This is a genomic window from Geodermatophilus sp. SYSU D00815 (assembly GCF_054050035.1).
In genome coordinates this window covers 260,554-276,340 of sequence record NZ_JBJGYO010000004.1, presented here as the reverse complement: position 1 = coordinate 276,340, position 15,787 = coordinate 260,554, and the positions used below count along the sequence as shown (strand labels likewise).

At 73.8% G+C, this 15,787-nt stretch carries 9 protein-coding genes; all 9 read right to left on the bottom strand.

The genetic code is table 11. The annotated features are described in order from the left end of the window. Positions 1 to 949: HAMP domain-containing protein (locus ACI78S_RS07350; RefSeq protein WP_456971692.1), on the bottom strand; the 949-nt coding region annotated here is incomplete at its 3' end. Positions 950 to 1,323: 374 nt separating this feature from the next. Beyond that, positions 1,324 to 2,943 (bottom strand): methyl-accepting chemotaxis protein, encoded by a 1,620-nt coding sequence (locus ACI78S_RS07345; protein WP_456971690.1) that lies wholly within the window; start codon positions 2,941 to 2,943, stop codon positions 1,324 to 1,326. Positions 2,944 to 3,233: 290 nt separating this feature from the next. Then, positions 3,234 to 4,841: a methyl-accepting chemotaxis protein gene (locus ACI78S_RS07340; RefSeq protein ID WP_456971689.1), complete on the bottom strand. Its 1,608-nt coding sequence runs from the start codon at positions 4,839 to 4,841 to the stop codon at positions 3,234 to 3,236. Between the two features lie 165 nt (positions 4,842 to 5,006). Beyond that, positions 5,007 to 7,913, bottom strand: coding sequence for a putative bifunctional diguanylate cyclase/phosphodiesterase (locus ACI78S_RS07335; protein ID WP_456971687.1), 2,907 nt, complete (start codon positions 7,911 to 7,913; stop codon positions 5,007 to 5,009). A 177-nt stretch (positions 7,914 to 8,090) separates the two neighbouring features. Then, a complete protein-coding gene (locus ACI78S_RS07330; RefSeq protein WP_456971685.1) occupies positions 8,091 to 9,722 on the bottom strand; it encodes a methyl-accepting chemotaxis protein in 1,632 nt (543 codons plus the stop codon). Between the two features lie 29 nt (positions 9,723 to 9,751). Next, the gene (locus ACI78S_RS07325) at positions 9,752 to 11,389 is read right to left on the bottom strand and encodes a methyl-accepting chemotaxis protein (RefSeq protein ID WP_456971683.1); all 1,638 of its coding nucleotides are present in this window, start codon (positions 11,387 to 11,389) and stop codon (positions 9,752 to 9,754) included. Positions 11,390 to 11,669: 280 nt separating this feature from the next. After that, the gene (locus tag ACI78S_RS07320; RefSeq protein ID WP_456971681.1) at positions 11,670 to 13,268 is read right to left on the bottom strand and encodes a methyl-accepting chemotaxis protein; all 1,599 of its coding nucleotides are present in this window, start codon (positions 13,266 to 13,268) and stop codon (positions 11,670 to 11,672) included. Positions 13,269 to 13,582: 314 nt separating this feature from the next. Then, entirely contained in the window at positions 13,583 to 14,326 is a 744-nt protein-coding gene (otsB, locus tag ACI78S_RS07315; protein ID WP_456971679.1) for a trehalose-phosphatase, read from the bottom strand. Then, positions 14,323 to 15,744, bottom strand: coding sequence for an alpha,alpha-trehalose-phosphate synthase (UDP-forming) (locus tag ACI78S_RS07310; RefSeq protein WP_456971677.1), 1,422 nt, complete (start codon positions 15,742 to 15,744; stop codon positions 14,323 to 14,325). The genes otsB and ACI78S_RS07310 overlap by 4 nt, the downstream gene beginning before the upstream one ends. Positions 15,745 to 15,787: the final 43 nt, after the last annotated feature.

Genomic DNA, 15,787 nt, shown 5'->3' with positions numbered 1-15,787 from the left:
CACCGGACTGCGCCGAGGTCTCCTCCGCCGAGGCCGAGATCTGCGCCGAGGACGCCGAGAGCTCCTCCGACGACGCCGCCACCGCGTCCGCCGACGAGGCCACCGAGCCCAGCACCGTGCGCAGGTTGCGCTGCGCCGCCGCCATCGAGGCGGCCATCCGGCCCAGCTCGTCGCGGGAACGGGCGTCCGGGGTGACCGTCAGGTCACCGGCGGCCAGCGCGTCGACCGACGTCTGGACGGAGCGGACGGTGCGGACGATCTGCCGCACCACCAGGAGGGCGAGGCCGGCCGCCAGCGCGATGCCGATGGCGAGGGACACCCAGACGACGACCGTCGCCGTGGTGGCGAGCGCCGCCGCCTCGTCGGCGTCGGCCCGGGCGTCCTCGCCCTGGCGCGCCTGCTCGGCACCGAAGGCGTCCGACAGCCCGCGCGCGGCCTCGGCCATCGGCCCCTGGACGAGCGCGGAGACGGTGGCCGTGTCGCCGGCGTCCGCCGCGGGGACCAGCTGCTGCTCGGCGAGGGCGTAGTAGTCGTCGAGCCCCTGCTGCAGGCCGTCGAAGTCGGCGGGGTCGTTCAGCGAGTCGACGTAGGCCCGCGCCTGCTCCTCGAGCAGCTGCTTGCGCTCGGCGAACTGGACCTTGAGGTCCGCCCGGGCGGCGGCGTCGGCCAGCGCGTACATGTTGTAGCGGGCCCGGTCGCCCTGGAAGGTCCGCTGCAGCTCACCGAGCCGCTCGAGGGGCACGATGCTGTCGCTGTAGAGGACCTGCTGGGCGTCGGCCAACGTGCCGATCCGCTGCACCGCCACGCCGCTGACCGTGATCGCGACCGCGGCCAGCAGGGCCAGGGCGGCGCCGATCTTCACGGCGACGGGGCGGTCGGCGAACCAGCCGCCCCGTCGGGCCTGGGCGTCGGCGCGGACGTGCGCGCCGTCCGTCGTGGGGTCGGGCATGGGGGCTCCTCGAACGGCCGCCGCAGCGGGGGTGGGGGAGGGACGCGCACCGGCTCTGGTCCGGTCGGTTCCGTGGGGACGTCGGCCGACGGTGCGCCGGTGCACGCGCTCGACGGCGCCCAAGGTAAAGGCGGATCACGACCGTCCGGTTCATTTATCCGGCGCGTCGTGAATTGCGTGCGAACTCCCTGGACAAGGTCCCGGAAAGGTCGGGACCAAAGTCCTCGGTTGCACCTTCCAACCACTATGACCCATTTGTCGCGGAATGGCTGGTCCGTAACCGCATGTCGACACGATCGGGGCGGTCGGCACTGCCGGGAAATGCAGAGGGGCCGTGCGGACGTCGTCGTCCGCATGGCCCCGGATCGGCAGGATCAGTAGGTGAAGCGGCCCACGGTCGCCCGGAGGTCGGCGGCCATGCGGGAGAGCTCGTCGACGGCGGTGCGGGTCTGGGTCAGGGCCTGGGTGGTGGAGTCGGCGGCGGTGGAGACGCTGGTGATGTTGTCGGCGATCTGCCCCGAGCCGCCGGCGGCCTCCTGCACCGACCGCGACATCTCGTTCGTCGTCGCGGTCTGCTCCTCCACGGCGCTGGCGATCGTGGTCTGCCGGTCGGAGATCTGCGCGACGATCGCGCTGATCTCGGCGATCGCCTCGACCGCCGCACCGGTGTCGTGCTGGATCGCCTCGACCCGGCGGGCGATGTCCTCGGTCGCCTTCGCCGTCTCCTGGGCCAGCTCCTTGACCTCGTTGGCCACCACCGCGAAGCCCTTGCCCGCCTCGCCCGCCCGCGCCGCCTCGATCGTGGCGTTGAGCGCGAGCAGGTTGGTCTGCTCGGCGATGCTCGTGATCACCTTGACCACGTTGCCGATCTCCGCGGAGGACTCGCCCAGCTTGGCCACCGTGGCGGTGGTCGTCTCGGCGGCAGTGACGGCCCGCGAGGCGACCTCGCTGGCCTCGGCCGCGTTCGACGCGATCTCCCGGATCGAGGCGCCCATCTGCTCCGCGCCGGCGGCGACGGTCTGCACGTTGCGGCTGACCTCCTCCGCCGCGGACGCCACCACCCCGGACTGCGCCGAGGTCTCCTCCGCCGAGGCCGAGATCTGCGCCGAGGACGCCGACAGCTCCTCCGACGAGGCCGCCACCGCGTCCGCCGAGGACACCACCGACGCCATCAGCTCGCGCAGCTCGCCCACCGCCGTGTCCAGCGCCGCGCCCATGCGGCCCAGTTCGTCGCGGGTGCGCAGGTCCGTCGTCCGGGTCAGGTCGCCCGCCGCCAGGGCCTCCGCGACCCGCTGCACGCGGGCGACGCCGCGCGCCACGCCCTTCGCGACGACCAGGCCCAGGCCGACGGCCAGGACGGCGCCGGCGAGCACCACCACGACCGACGTGGCCACCTGGTCGTCGGCGGCCTCCCGGGCGGCCTCGGCGGCTGCCGCGGCCTCGGTGCGCTGGGCCTCGAGGAAGGTCTGCAGGTCGGCCTGCAGCTCGTCCGAGAGGGGCCGGAGCACCGCCTCGTTGAACGCTCGCCAGCCGTCGGTGTCGTCGACGAGGACGAGCGGCGTCACCGTCGTCTCGACGTGGTGGAGGTACTCCGCGAAGTCAGCCTCGATCCGGTCGAGCAGCTCGGTGGTCTCCCGGGTCTGGTCGTCGCGGCGGATGTCGGCCAGGACCTCCTCGAAGCGGTCCCGGAACGCCGGGATGGTGTCCAGCGCCTTCCGCGCGGTCACGGGATCGGTGGACAGCGCGGCGTCGCGGCTGGCGATGCGGACGCTCTGCATGGCGTTGCGCATCGCGGCGGCGTTGGAGAGGCCCTGCAGGTTGCGGTCGTACATCCGCTCGGTGCGGTCGGCGGCGGCGAGCAGGGACTGGACGCCCGAGAACCCGATCAGGACGGCGACGAGCGTGGCGGCCGCTACGGCCGTCAGGACCTTGGTCGCGACCTCGCGGTCGTCCCACCACGCGGAGCGGGACAGGGGTCGGGGGGTGGTGCTCATTGGTGCGGAACTCCCGAGAACGGTGTCGTCGGCCCCGACGGCGGCGGATGCCCGCCGCGGGGGGAGCCGGCCCCGGCGGGACGTGCCGCCGGGTGGCCGGCCGAAGTTGCGGCCGTTTCCGAATCAGGTTCGTCCGCAATTCCTGCCGTGTCCGTCACCGCGCCGCGGAATGGTCCGGCAACCGTTCCTGCCGTGTCGACATGCTGATCCGTCGCGCATTCCGGGAAATGGCGGGAGGGGGGCCGGTGGAGACCACCGACCCCCCTCTGGCGGGACACGCGTGCCTGCGGTCAGTAGGAGAAGCGGCCCACCGCGCTGCGCAGGTCCGCCGCCATCCGCGACAGCTCGTCCACCGCGGTGCGCGTCTGGGTGAGCGCCTGCGTGGTCGCGCCGGCCGCCGTGGAGACGCTGGTGATGTTGTCGGCGATCTGACCGGTGCCGCCGGCGGCCTCCTGCACCGAGCGGCTCATCTCGTTGGTGGTCGCCGTCTGCTCCTCCACCGCGGACGCGATGGTGGTCTGCCGGTCGCTGATCTGCGCGACGATCGCCGAGATCTCCTCGATGGCGGCGACGGCGGCCCCGGTGTCGTGCTGGATCGTCTCCACCCGCCGGGCGATGTCCTCGGTCGCCTTCGCCGTCTCCTGGGCCAGCTCCTTGACCTCGTTGGCCACGACGGCGAACCCCTTGCCCGCCTCCCCGGCCCGCGCCGCCTCGATCGTGGCGTTCAGGGCCAGCAGGTTGGTCTGCTCGGCGATCGAGGTGATGACCTTGACGACGTTGCCGATCTCGGCCGACGACTCGCCCAGCTTGGCCACCGTCGCGGTGGTGGTCTCGGCCGCCGTCACGGCGCGCGCGGCGACCTCGCTGGCCTCCGCGGCGTTGCTGGCGATCTCCCGGATGGAGGCGCCCATCTGCTCCGCGCCGGCGGCCACCGTCTGCACGTTCCGGCTGACCTCCTCCGCGGCCGCCGAGACCACGCCCGACTGGGCCGAGGTCTCCTCCGCCGAGGCGGAGATCTGCGCCGAGGACGCCGACAGCTCCTCCGACGAGGCGGCCACCGCGTCCGCCGACGCGACCACGGACGACATGACCTGCCCGAGGCTGTCCTGCGCGCGGTCCAGCGCGGCGGCCATCCGGCCGAGCTCGTCGCGCGACTCGACGCCGGTGCGGACCGTCAGGTCGCCCTGGGCCAGGGCCTCGGCGGTCCGCTGCACGGAACGGACGGTGCCGGTGATGCGCCGGACGATCAGCACGGTGGCGACGCCGGCGACGAGCACGGAGCCGAGCGCGGTGACGACGAGCGTCAGGATCGCGGCGTCCGCGGCGTCCGCGGCCTCGGCGTTGCGCGCGGCGGCCTCGGCGGACTGGGCGACGCCCTCCTCCTCGAGGCCGTCGGCGATGTCGGTGAGCAGCGGGCTGGAGACCTCGCGGTAGATCTGCGCGTAGGCGGTCAGGTCGCCGGCGTCGGCGGCCGGGAACAGCTGGGCCTCGTTGGTGGCGAGGAACTGCTCGCGGGCGCCGAGGTACTTGTCCATCGCGGCCCGGTCGATGACGAACGGCTGGTACTCGGCGAGCGCGGCCTCGACGTCGGCCTGCTTCTCGTCCATCTCCCCGCGCAGCTCCTGCCGGCGCGCGGGGTCGGAGACGGCGTACTCGAGCACGCGGGCGCGGTGGGCGGCGGTGGCCCGCTGCACGGCGGACAGCGCGTTCAGGGGCTGCAGGTTCTCGGTGTAGATCTGCTCCTGGCCGTCCCGCAGCTCCTGGATCCGCATGATCGCGAGGGCGTTGGTGGCCAGGACGACGATCGCGAGCAGCGCGACGGCCGCCCCGATCTTGGCGCCGACCGGCCGGTCGGCGAACCAGCCCCCTCGTCGGCGGGAGGAGGTGCGCGGGGACATCGGTTCTCCATGGGGTCTCGGCAGGAGAGGAACGGGTGGAAGGTTGGACCACCTCGAGCGATCGACGACACATTTCCGCGCACATCTGTGACGATCGTTACGCGATGTGCCGGTCACCGTTCCGGGGCCGGGATTTGTCGACACGCACGACTTCCCGCAGTCGGGTCAGCGCGGGTCAGGAATGGCGGTGGAATTCACCGGGCATTCGCGCAGGGCGCCGAGGACGGCGGCGGCGTCAGCGGGCCGGCCCAGGAGGTAGCCCTGCGCGCGGTCGCAGCCGATGGCCGCGAGCGCGTGGAGCTGCGCCGGCGTCTCCACCCCTTCGGCCACGACCCGCAGGCCCAGACCGTGCCCCAGGCCGACGATGCCGGCGACGAGACCGGCGAGGTCCCCGCCGGCGGACGTCGCCATGAAGCTCCGGTCGATCTTCACCTCGGTCGCCGGCAGCCGGTGCAGCTGGGCGAGGGAGGAGTAGCCGGTCCCGAAGTCGTCCACCGAGATGCCCAGCCCGAGGGAGCGCAGCCGGCGCAGGTGCCGGTTCCGCTCGGCCAGGTCCGTGACCACCTGGCTCTCGGTGATCTCGAGCGTCAGGCGCTCACCGCGCAGGCCGGTCTCGTCGAGGATCCGCCGGACCAGGTCGGTGAAGTCCGACCGCCCCAGCTGGGCGGCCGACACGTTGACCGACACCTCGAGCGCCACGCCGTCGGCGCCCCACCCCGCGACGGTGCGGCAGGCCTCCCGCAGGACGTGGGTGCCGATCTCGTGGATCAGCCCGCAGTCCTCGGCCAGCGGGATGAACACGTCCGGCGGGACCGGACCGAGCTCGGGGTGGACCCATCGGGCCAGGGCCTCCACCGCCACCGGCCGGCCGGTGAGGATCTCCACCTGCGGCTGGTAGTGCACCCGGATCTCGTCCCGCCGCACCGCACCGTGCAGCTCGGTCTCCAGGCGCAGCCGCTGCGGTGACCGGTCCGGTCGCGCCGGCAGCCCCCGGCTGCGTGCCCTGCTCGCGTGCATGTCCTCGGTCGCCCGGGCGAGCAGCCCGCGGGCCAGCGCCGGGCGGTCGTCCCCGGCCGTGCTCGCCGTGGCGACGGCGGTCCCCGTGGCCAGCTCCACGAACACCTCGCCGTCCCCGGCCCGCACCGGACGGGACAGGCCGTCCCTGATCCGGGCGGCGACGCGCCGCGCCTCCGCCGTCCCCACGTCGAGCAGCAGGACGGCGAACTCGTCACCGCTGTACCGCGCGACCAGGTCGCCCTCGCGCACCGCGGAGGCCAGGCGCTGACCGACCTGCCGCAGCACGTGGTCGCCGGCCTCGTGCCCGAGGCTGTCGTTGATGCGCGCGAGCCGGCTGACGTCGCAGAACAGCACCGCGCACGACGCCAGGTCCCGCCCGAGCCGTTCGGTGGTGGCCGCCAGCCGGGTCTCGAACTCGGCCCGGTTCGGCAGGCCGGTCAGCGCGTCGTGGGCGGCCTGCCAGCGCACCTCGTCGAGCAGCTTGCTGTTGTCCAGCGCCACCCCCGCCAGGCCCGCGAGGCCCCACAGCCGCTCCACCAGGGTGTCGTCGAGCGCTGCGGGGGGCTCGCCGTCGGCCCAGTAGGCGAGCACGATCCCCGCCAGCCGGCCGTCGGAGGTGATCGGCACACCGGCCATCGCCCGCAGGCCGAACTCGTCGAGCACGTCCCGGGCCCAGGGGGAAGCGGTGCGGTCCACCAGCATCGGCTGACCGCGGCTGACCATCTGGCACAGCTCCGGGCTCTCCTCGGTGCTGGTCACGTAGTCCGCGACCTTGCCCACGAGGTCGTCGGGCCACCCGCTGGCGCCCGCGATCCAGATGCCCTCCACCCCTGGCTCCCACAGGGCCACCGCCGACCGGTCGGCCGAGGAGAGCACCGGGACGGCGTCGGCGACCTCCTGGGCGATCTGACGCACCGACCGCCGGCCGGCCAGCTTCCGCGCGACGCTCAGCAGGAGACGAGCGGTCTCCTCGTGGGCCTTCGCCTCGGTCAGCAGGCCGGCCATGCGCACGGCGACGGCGGCGTGCCGCGCGAAGGCGGCCAGCATCGCCTCGTCCTCGGGGAAGAAGGCCTGCCCCGGCTGGGCCACCGCGGCCAGCACGCCGTAGGCGCCCGTCGCCCCGGTCACGGGCACGGCGAGCACCTCCGCACCACCCACCCGCTGCAGCCCGGGACGCAGCCGACGGTCCCCCAGCTCCCGCAGCACACGGTCCCCGAGGCCGCGGGACCGGACGTGCCTGTTCCCGCCGGGGAGCCGGACGTCCAGCACGTGGCCGGGGGCGTGGACGGCGCGGTCGGCCCGCTGGGCCACCCGGTCCAGCGTCTCCTCGAGCGAGACCTCGCCGGCGAGATCGGTCACCGCCTCCTGGAGGCCGCCCAGCCGGTCCTCCACCAGGACGGCTGCGTCGAGGGACAGCGCACGTCCGGCCGGGGTGCCGCGGCGATCCCGTCCCCGGCGACGTCCCCGCTCGTGCCACGTGACCGTGTAGCGGCACTCCTGCGCCCCGTCCACCTGGCAGGTCTCGTGCTGGACCTCCGCCGGAGGAAGGCCGAACAGGACGGGCACCTGCTCCAGCATGCCGACGGTGTAGTCGCAGTCGATCCGGCTGGGTCGGTGCGGCGGCAGCACGCGCCAGCTCAACCGCGCCCGCCCCGGGACGCTCTCCAGGCACCGGAAGACCGTGGCCGTGTCCAGCCGGGTGGAGACGCGCGAGACGTGGCGCAGGACCGCCTCCGGGGAGCCGACCGCCCTGACCACCGCCCGGAAGGGGGCGAGCGCCGGGTCCAGGAGCGCGGCGGCACCGAGGCGCCGCCCGACGTCGGGGTCGCGGAGTTCGTCGGCGAGGGCGTCCATCAGGCGGAGCTTGGTCGGGTAGGGCACCCGGCCGTGGGCGCTGGTCAGTTCGGTCTCCTGCGACTCCAGCCCGGCACGCGCGAGGACCCGTCGCGCCGTGCCCTCGCCGCCGACGTGGTCGGCGAGACGCAGGACGAGACGGGTGGTCATCGTCGAGGTGCCCGCGAGCTCGGGCGCGGGGTCGGCCGGGCCTGCGCGCATGCCACACCTCTCTGGTCGGACGGTCCGGCTGGTCGGCCGGCAGCGGATGAATCGGCCGATGACGTTCTGTTTTGAAGCGTTCCGCGGGCCGCTCCCCCGGAGGGAGGACGGGGCCCGCGACCACGGGGCCGTGCGGACGGCGGTCGGCACGGCCCCGGGAACGGCGCGAGGAACGGATCAGTACGTGAAGCGCCCCACCGTGCTGCGCAGGTCGGCCGCCATCCGGGAGAGCTCACCGACCGCGGTGCGCGTCTGGGCGAGCGCCTGCGTGGTGGAGTCGGCGGCGGTGGAGACGCTGGTGATGTTCTCCGCGATCTGCCCGGACCCGCCGGCGGCCTCCTGCACCGACCGCGACATCTCGTTCGTCGTCGCGGTCTGCTCCTCCACGGCGCTGGCGATCGTGGTCTGCCGGTCGGAGATCTGCGCGACGATCGCGCTGATCTCGGCGATCGCCTCGACCGCCGCACCGGTGTCGTGCTGGATCGCCTCCACCCGGCGGGCGATGTCCTCGGTCGCCTTCGCCGTCTCCTGGGCCAGCTCCTTGACCTCGTTGGCCACCACCGCGAAGCCCTTGCCCGCCTCGCCCGCCCGCGCCGCCTCGATGGTCGCGTTGAGCGCGAGCAGGTTGGTCTGCTCGGCGATGCTCGTGATCACCTTGACCACGTTGCCGATCTCCGCGGAGGACTCGCCCAGCTTGGCCACCGTGGCGGTGGTCGTCTCGGCGGCAGTGACGGCCCGCGAGGCGACCTCGCTGGCCTCGGCCGCGTTCGACGCGATCTCCCGGATCGAGGCGCCCATCTGCTCCGCGCCGGCGGCGACGGTCTGCACGTTGCGGCTGACCTCCTCCGCCGCGGACGCCACCACCCCGGACTGCGCCGAGGTCTCCTCGGCCGAGGCCGAGATCTGCGCCGAGGACGCCGACAGCTCCTCTGACGACGCCGCCACCGCGTCCGCCGACGAGGCGATGTCCCTGACCGTGCCGGCCATGGTGGCCGCCGCGCTGTTCAGCGCCGTGGCCATGCGGCCGAGCTCGTCGCCGGCCCGCACGGGCAGCCGGACGGTCAGGTCGCCGGCGGCCACCCGCTCGAGGCCCCCCTGCACCTCGCGGACGCCCGCGGCGATCCGGCGGGACACCGTGAAGGCCACCACCAGCCCGAGGAGGACCGCGACCGCGGTGACCACCGTGGCGATCAGCCCCGCCGTCTCCTCGGCGTCCGCCGCGTCGGCGCGGGCCTCGACCACCCGGGCGTCGACCGAGGCCACCAGCTCGGTCATGGCCTGGTCCAGGACGTAGAAGACGTCCCACTTCTCTCCGGTGGAGACGGCGTCGCCCTCGTCGAGCCGCCCCTGCCCCCAGAGCGCGAAGATCTGGTCGTTGTAGGCGCTCATCGCCTGCCAGTTCTCCTGGATGGTGTCCAGGCTCTCGCGGGCGGTGGCGTCGAGCCGGCTGCGGTCGATCGCGAAGAGCTCCTCGAAGCCGGCGGCGCCGTCCTCGTAGTTGGGCACGTTGTCGCCGTTCGGGGCCGCGGCCACGGCACCGCCGTCGACCCGCGCCCGCCAGGCGGTGATGTTCTGCCAGTTGGCCGCCCAGAGCAGGTCGTAGCGCGCCGCCTCGACCTGGCGCTGCACCTCGACGGCCGCCGTCACCTCGTCGTTCAGCTCGGCGACGCGGGAGCGGCTGATCGCGCTGGTCAGGGTCACCGCGAGCAGTCCCGCGAGGAGGACGCCGGTGAGTCCGAAGATGCGGGCGCGGACCCCGCGGTCGCGCCACCAGTGGGGCGCTGCAGCCGCGGCGTTGCGGTCGTCCATGGGGTGGGTCTCCTGGTCTGTCGTCGGGTTCAGTAGGTGAAGCGGCCCACGGTGGCCCGCAGGTCGGCGGCCATGCGGGAGAGCTCGTCGACGGCGGTGCGGGTCTGGGTCAGGGCCTGGGTGGTGGAGTCGGCGGCGGTGGAGACGCTGGTGATGTTCTCCGCGATCTGCCCCGAGCCGCCGGCGGCCTCCTGCACCGACCGCGACATCTCGTTCGTCGTCGCGGTCTGCTCCTCCACCGCGGAGGCGATCGTGGTCTGCCGGTCGGAGATCTGCGCGACGATCGCGCTGATCTCGGCGATCGCCTCGACCGCCGCACCGGTGTCGTGCTGGATCGCCTCCACCCGGCGGGCGATGTCCTCGGTCGCCTTCGCCGTCTCCTGGGCCAGCTCCTTGACCTCGTTGGCCACCACCGCGAAGCCCTTGCCCGCCTCGCCCGCCCGCGCCGCCTCGATGGTCGCGTTGAGCGCGAGCAGGTTGGTCTGCTCCGCGATCGAGGTGATCACCTTGACCACGTTGCCGATCTCCGCGGAGGACTCGCCCAGCTTGGCCACCGTGGCGGTGGTCGTCTCGGCGGCAGTGACGGCCCGCGAGGCGACCTCGCTGGCCTCGGCCGCGTTCGACGCGATCTCCCGGATCGAGGCGCCCATCTGCTCCGCGCCGGCGGCGACGGTCTGCACGTTGCGGCTGACCTCCTCCGCCGCGGACGCCACCACCCCGGACTGCGCCGAGGTCTCCTCGGCCGAGGCCGAGATCTGCGCCGAGGACGCCGACAGCTCCTCCGACGACGCCGCCACCGCGTCCGCCGAGGACACCACCGACGCCATCAGCTCGCGCAGCCGGTCCTGGGCGGCGTCGATCGCCGTGGCCATCCGGCCGACCTCGTCGCGCTGGTCCACCTGGGCCCGGTGGGTCAGGTCGCCTTCCGCCAGCCGCTCCGCGGAGCCGCGCACCCGGTCCAGCGCGCGGGTGATGCCGCGGGCGACCAGGATGCCGAAGGCCAGCGCGAGCACGGCGCCGACGACGATGACCGCGACGAGGAAGGTGCGGGTCGAGGCGTAGGCGTCGGCCGCCTCGGTGGCCTGCTCCTCCGCGGCCGTGGCCGCCAGCTCGGAGAGGGCCTGGAGCTCCTCGACGATCTGCTGGCTGAGCGGCGCGACGGTCTGGGCGCGCAGCTGGTTGAACTCGGCCATCCGCCCCGCGGCGGCCAGCGCGTCGAGCTGGTTGCCCACCTCGATGTACTCGTCGACGTCGGCGAGGGCACGGGTCGTCGCCTCGCGGATCTCCGGCGTGGGGTGGGTGTCCTCGAGCAGGCGCTCGCCGGCGACGGCCAGCTCGGCGCGGGCCTCGTCGCGGGCGGCGACGTACTGCTGCTCGGCCTGCGGGTCGGGCGCGTAGGTGGCGTTGGTGGAGTTGAAGCGGCTGGCCAGGAACTGGAAGCGGATCTCCTGGGCCAGCTGGGCCCCCAGGACGTTCTGCTGGTGCATGTCCGCCGTGCGCTCGGCCGAGGCGGAGAGCTCCCGCAGGCCGAGGACGCCGGTCAGCACGGTCACCACGACCGCGAGGCCGACGGCGACGGTGATCTTGACGGCGACGGAGAGGTCGCGGAACCGCCGCGACGACGAGGACGACCGCCCGGTGCGGGCGGATGACGGGGTGGCGGACAAGGGGAACTCCCGGATGCGGATCGACGAGACGCGCCGCACCGTGTTCCGTGCCTCTGGGCACAGGAGTCACAGGCGTTGCGGCGACGAAGTTAGGTCGAGCCGGATCCGTTCCGCGCCATTGCGCGGGCGTGTCGAAGTTAGCCGGGAAAAGTAGTTCGACGACCTCCCCCTCCATTGTCGACAAAGCGCCGGTAATGGTCGGCGGGCATTTCCGGCCGCCGTCGGCGGGGGCGGCGCCCGCGCGCCGCCCCCGCCCGGGCGTCGATCCCGCGAGCGGGCCTCAGTAGGTGAAGCGGCCGACCGTCGCGCGCAGGTCCGCCGACATCCGCGACAGCTCGTCCACCGCGGTGCGGGTCTGGCTGAGCGCCTGCGTGGTGTCCCCGGCCGCGGCCGAGACGCTGGTGATGTTCTCGGCGATCTGGCTGGTGCCGCCGGCCGCCTCGGTCACCGAGCGCGACATCTCCTGGGTGGTGGCGGTCTGCTCCTCCACCGCCGAGGCGATCGTGGCCTGCCGGTCGCTGATCTGGGCGACGATCTCGGAGATCTCCTCGATCGCCGCGACCGCGGCCGAGGTGTCGCCCTGGATCGCCTCCACCCGGCGGGCGATGTCCTCGGTCGCCTTCGCCGTCTCCTGGGCCAGCTCCTTGACCTCGTTCGCGACGACGGCGAACCCCTTGCCCGCCTCCCCGGCCCGCGCCGCCTCGATCGTGGCGTTGAGCGCCAGCAGGTTGGTCTGCTCCGCGATCGAGGTGATCACCTTGACCACGTTGCCGATCTCCGCGGACGACTCGCCCAGCTTGGCCACCGTGGCGGTGGTCGACGCCGCGGCCGAGACGGCCTTGTCCGCCACCTCGCTGGCCTCGGCGGCGTTGGAGGCGATCTCCCGGATCGAGGCGCCCATCTGCTCGGCCCCGGCCGCGACGGTCTCCACGCTGCGGGAGACCTCCTCCGCGGCGGCGGAGACGACGCCGGACTGGGTGCTGGTCTCCTCGGCGGATGCGGCGATCTGGGTGGCGGACGCCGACAGTTCCTCGGCGCTGCCGGCGACGGCGCCGGCGGACCCGGCGACCAGGGCGAGGACGTCGCGCAGGCTGGCCTGCGCGGTGTCGAGCGCCGCCGCCATCCGGCCGACCTCGTCCCTGCTGCGGATCCCGGTGGCCACGGTCAGGTCGCCGGTGGCCAGCGCCTCGAGCGAGGCCTTGACCCTGCGGACCGGCCCGGTGATCGACCGCATGGTGAGCACCGCGATGAGGACGAGCAGGGCGAGGCCGACGACGGCGGTGACCACGCTGATGAGCCGGGTGCGGGCGATCGCGTCGTCGAGCACCGTCTGCGCGGCGTCGGACTCGGTGGCCAGGGCGTCCTTGGCTGCGCTCACGGCACCGTCGGTGAGGTCGTTGGCCGCCTGGATCTGCTCCCACCGGACGCGGGCCGCGGCCTGGTCGGCGACGGCGCTCTCGACGAAGACGCCGATCGCGGCGGTGTAGTCCCCGAACGTGGCCTGCAGCTCCAGCAGCGCGGCCTGGCTGGCGCCGTCGAGCTCGATGCCCTCCAGCTCGTCCAGCAGGGCCTCGGGGGTGGCGATGTCCTCGGCGAGCTCCCCGAGCTGCTCGGCCGGGTCGTCGCGGACGACGGCCTTGAAGCCGTCGACCTTGAGCTCGCTGGCCCGGGTGTCGAGCTGGAGGACCAGCTCCTGGGCCTCGTTGAGCCGGTTGAGCTCGTCGTTGGCCTCGTGGACGTCGGCGATGCCGATGAGCACCGCGCCCAGCAGGCCGCCGAAGGCGAGCACGACGACGGCGACGAGCGAGCCGAACTTGACCGCGAGCGGCCGGTTGGCGAACCAGCCCGGCGGCTTCCCGGGTGCGGCGGTGGACCTCATGGGACATCTCCAGGGAACGCGAACGGGGAATGGCGCGCGACGATTGTTGCCACTCCAGCCACGCACGTTGGGTTGATTCCACCCACTCCACCGAATCGTTTCCCAGAACGGTGGTCAGCGGATTTCTGCGACGCATTTGTCGACATCGGGGAATGGCCGTGCGCGGCTCGTCCGGGCAGCGGGGAGGAGGACGTCGAGGTCGCGCGGGCGCGAGCGGGGACGTGTCGACACGCGGAGGACTGCGACCGTCCTCAGCCCGTCCGGTCACCGGGGAACCGGTCCCGGCGCACCGGCTGCCGCTGCGGCCGGTGCGCTCAGCCGAGCAGGTCGGCGAGGTCCTCCAGGAGGGCCACGACGGCGGCGGGGTCGGCCACCCGGTGGCGGGCCGCGGTCGGCCCCTCGCCCACCTTGACCGGCACGTCGTCGGGGCCGAGCGCCCGGAACCCGTCCTCGTCGGTGACGTCGTCGCCGAGGTAGACCGCGGCCGCGGCCCCCAGCTCGGCGCGCAGGCGGCGCAGCGCGCCGCCCTTGTCGGCGTCGGTGACGGCCAGCTCGAGCACCGCCTTGCCCGGCTTCATCGTCAGTGACGGATCGACCAGCGTGCGGACTCGTTCCAGCAGCGCGGCGCCGGCGGCCGGGTCGGGGACCTGCCGGACGTGCACCGCGACGCTGGCCGGCTTCACCTCGAGGCGGGCGCCGGCGACCTCTCGCACGACCGGCTCCAGCAGCGCCGCCAGGGCATCGCGGCGGTCGGCGGACTCACCGGTCAGCGGACCGTCGAACTCCGCGCCGTGGCTGCCGACCCAGCGGTAGGCGCCGGTCAGCCCGCTGGTGCGCCGCAGGTCGGCCACGCCGCGGCCGCTCACCAGCGCGACGGTGACGCCGTCGGCGGCGGCCACCCGGCGCAGCGCGTCGGCGACGCCCGGCTGCGGGACCGCGGCCGAGGGGTCGCCCACCAGCGGGGACAGGACGCCGTCGTAGTCGCTGGCCACCAGCAGCGGCCGGCGCCGGGCCACCGCGGCGAGAGCGGCGTGCAGGTCGGCCGGGACCCCGGTCATGCCGTCAGCGCGTCGAAGAACGAGCTGGCCCAGTGCTCGAGGTCGTTGCGGAACAGGTGCCGGCGCATGGCCCGCATGCGCTTGCGCCCCTCGCCCGGCTCCTGCCGCAGGGCGCGCACCAGCTGGTTCTTCACCCCGGCGACGTCGTGCGGGTTGACCAGGTAGGCCTGCCGGAGCTCGGCCGCGGCCCCGGCGAACTCCGAGAGCACCAGCGCGCCGCCGAGGTCGCCGCGTGCGGCGACGTACTCCTTGGCCACCAGGTTCATGCCGTCGCGGTACGGCGTCACGAGCATGACGTCGGCGGCGCGGTAGAGCGCGGCGAGCTCCTCGCGGGGCATCGACTGGTTGAAATAGTGCACCGCGGGGCCGGCGATCGAGCCGAACACCCCGTTGATGTGGCCCACCTGCTGCTCGATGGTCTCCCGCATGTGCACGTAGTGCTCGACCCGCTCGCGGCTGGGCGTGGCGACCTGCACCAGCACGGTCTCCGGAGCGGTGATGACGCCGTCCTCCAGCAGCTCCTGGAAGGCGTTGAGCCGCACGCTGATGCCCTTGGTGTAGTCGAGCCGGTCGACGCCCAGGATCATCTTCTCCGGGCTGCCCAGCTCGGCGCGGATCTCCTTGGCCCGGGCGATGACCTCCTCGGAGGAGGCCAGCCGGTCGAAGGAGTCCACGTCGATCGAGATCGGGAACGCCTTGGCGACCACCTGGCGGCCGTCGTACTCGATCACGTTGCCGCGGGTCGGCAGCTCGTGCAGGCGGCGGGCGAGCTGGACGAAGTTCGCCGCCGCCGCCGGCCGCTGGAAGCCGACGAGGTCGGCGCCGAGCAGCCCCTCGATGACCGCCTGCCGCCAGGGCAGCTGGGTGAACAGCTCGAAGGGCGGGAAGGGGATGTGCAGGAAGAAGCCGATGGTCAGGTCGGGCCGCTGCTGGCGCAGCAGGGCCGGTACCAGCTGCAGCTGGTAGTCGTGCACCCAGACCGTGGCGCCCTCCGCCGCCACCTCGGCGGCGCGGGCGGCGAAGCGCTTGTTGACCTGGACGTAGGTGTCCCACCAGCGCCGGTGGTACTCGGGCTTCTCGACGACGTCGTGGTACAGCGGCCACAGCGAGGCGTTGGACATGCCCTCGTAGTAGCCGTCGACCTCCTCCTCGGAGAGCGGCACGGGGATCAGCGACATGCCCCCGGACTCGAACGGCTCCGGCGCCTCCCCGGCCGAGCCCGACCAGCCCACCCACGCGCCGCCGCGGCCGGCCACGAACGGCTCCAGCGCCGTCACCAGCCCGCCCGGGCTGCGCTGCCAGCGCGTCGTCCCGTCGGGGTCGGTCACCTGGTCCACCGGCAGCCGGTTGGCGACGACGACGACGGGGCTGTCGGCCCGCACGTCCGATTCTTCTGCCACGTCACCGGTGTCGACCATCACGGTGGATCCTATGGACCCCCGGGGCCGGAAGCACCAGGGG